Origin of the sequence: Gilvimarinus sp. 2_MG-2023, assembly GCF_030547685.1 — a bacterium.
Classification (GTDB): domain Bacteria; phylum Pseudomonadota; class Gammaproteobacteria; order Pseudomonadales; family Cellvibrionaceae; genus Gilvimarinus.
On the sequence record NZ_JAUOQM010000056.1, the window covers coordinates 1 to 2,193 of the forward strand.

Sequence of the window (2,193 nt, forward strand, 5' to 3'; positions counted from 1 at the left end):
ACCTTTACCTTAAACAGCGGCAACTTCTCGCAAATTGTCGCCACCCTGCCCACCTTTCTGGCCGATGACTTTGTGATTAACGGCGGCACCTTTACCCGAGCGATCGGTGGCGATGGTACAGGCTCACCGTTACAGCTTACTGATATTTACGGCTTGCAGGGGCTTGATACCACACTGAGCTTAAACGCGGTACTGATCAGCGATATCGACGCCTCGGGTACGGCCAGCTGGAATGGTGGCGAAGGGTTTGATCCGATTGGTGACTACTCTAACTACTACACCGGCACCTTTGATGGCGCCGGGCATGTTATTGACGGTTTAACCATTCAGCGCCCATCTCAGGACGGTGTGGCCTTGTTTGGGCGCACCAGTGGTACAAGCCGCATCGAAGGCGTCGGTCTGACCGGGGCTTCCATCGAGGGTGATGGTAAGGCCGGCGGTCTGGTGGGATTTAACGAGGGGACCATTAGCCAAAGCTACGCCACCGGATCGGTCACAGGTAGTACCTATGTCGGCGGCCTGGTGGGGGTTAACTGGGGTGCTGGGGTTATTAGCGAAAGCTACGCCACCGGGTCGGTCACAGATGATGAGTATGTCGGCGGCCTGGTGGGACTTAACGCGGGGACCATTAGCCAAAGCTACGCCACCGGGTCGGCTACAGGTGATACCGATGTCGGCGGCCTGGTGGGGAGCAATATGGGAGATATTAGCCAAAGCTACGCTACCGGGTCGGTCACAGGTCATTTTACCGGCGGCCTGGTGGGGCGTAACGCGGGGACAATTAGCCAAAGCTACGCCACCGGGTCGGTCACAGGTAGTACCTATGTCGGCGGTTTGGTGGGGTACAATAATAATGCTGGAGTTGTTAGTAGCAGCTACTGGGATGGCTTTACCACGGGAATGGGCGCCGTTGGTGTGGGCTTTAATTCGGGGAGTTTTACCGCCACTCAGGTCAATGGCAACTGGGGCAGTGATACGGCCTACAACGCATCTACTTACACAGATCTGGATTTTACCAACGACTGGTTTATCGCCGAGGGCAGCTCGCGCCCTATGCTGCGCGCCTTTTTAGACGGTGGCAATATTTCCAACCTCTATCAACTGCAAGGCATGGCCGCAGACCTAGGCGGTACTTACACCCTTCTCAACGATATTGACGCCTCGGCCACCGCTGACAGTGTGGCGCAGGGCGATCTTGGCAACTATTCGGATATCTGGGGCGGGCGCGGTTTTGCGCCGGTGGGCACCAGCGGTGCAGAGTTTAGCGGCAGCCTGGACGGCGAGGGTTTTGTGATTGACGGCCTGACCATCGCCCGGCCCGACCAGGATGATGTGGGCTTGTTTGGCAGGATTGAAAGCGCGGCCTCTACCATTGAAAACATAGGTTTGACCAATGTTAATGTTGAAGGACAAGGTTATGTCGGAGGTATAGCGGGAGGCGCTGTAGGCAACAGCGGCAACTTTATTCTGAGTAATGTATTTGCCGAAGGCTCGGTTACCGGCTCTGCGAATAGCATAGGCGGGCTTGTTGGTTTCTTAGGTGGGGCTAGTGGCGGTAACGGCTCCATTGTGCAAAGTTACGCAGCGGTGGACGTTACCAGTGCGGGATCGAAGGTGGGTGGTTTGGTAGGCCAATCTGATGGTTCGATTCAAACCAGCTACGCTACAGGTTCGGTAGAGGGTTTGCAATCTGTCGGGGGTTTAGTTGGAGAGATGTTTGGCAGCATCACCGACAGCTATGCTACGGGCGCTGTTAACGCCACCTTTGATAGCGCTGGCGGATTGGTTGGTCAAGTGTTATTTGGTTCAGTTAGCCGCAGCTGGGCCAGTGGTGCAGTAACTGCCACGTCTGGGTTTACCGGTGGATTAATAGGCCGTAGTTCGGGGCCCGTGCTTCTGACAAATAGTTACTGGGATAGCCATACCACAGGCCAACTAACCTCTTCAGGCGGTGGCACAGCACTTAACGGTAATTGGGCAACCCTGGTTCCCGGCGATTCTGCCTACAGCGCTGATAACTACACCGGTTTTGATTTTACCAACACCTGGTTTATCGCCGAGGGCAGCTCTCGGCCGATGCTGCGGGCCCATCTCTCCGGCGGCGGTGAAATCCATAACCTCTACGACCTGCAAGGTATGGCCGCTGATTTAGCCGGCAGCTACACCCTGATGACCGATATCGACGCCTCGGCC

1 protein-coding gene is annotated in these 2,193 nt (G+C 56.0%); it reads left to right on the forward strand.

The window, feature by feature from the left end; all coding sequences use genetic code 11:
• A partial coding sequence (locus tag Q4526_RS16435) for a GLUG motif-containing protein (RefSeq protein ID WP_215978304.1) occupies positions 1-2,193 on the forward strand: 2,193 nt, incomplete at both ends.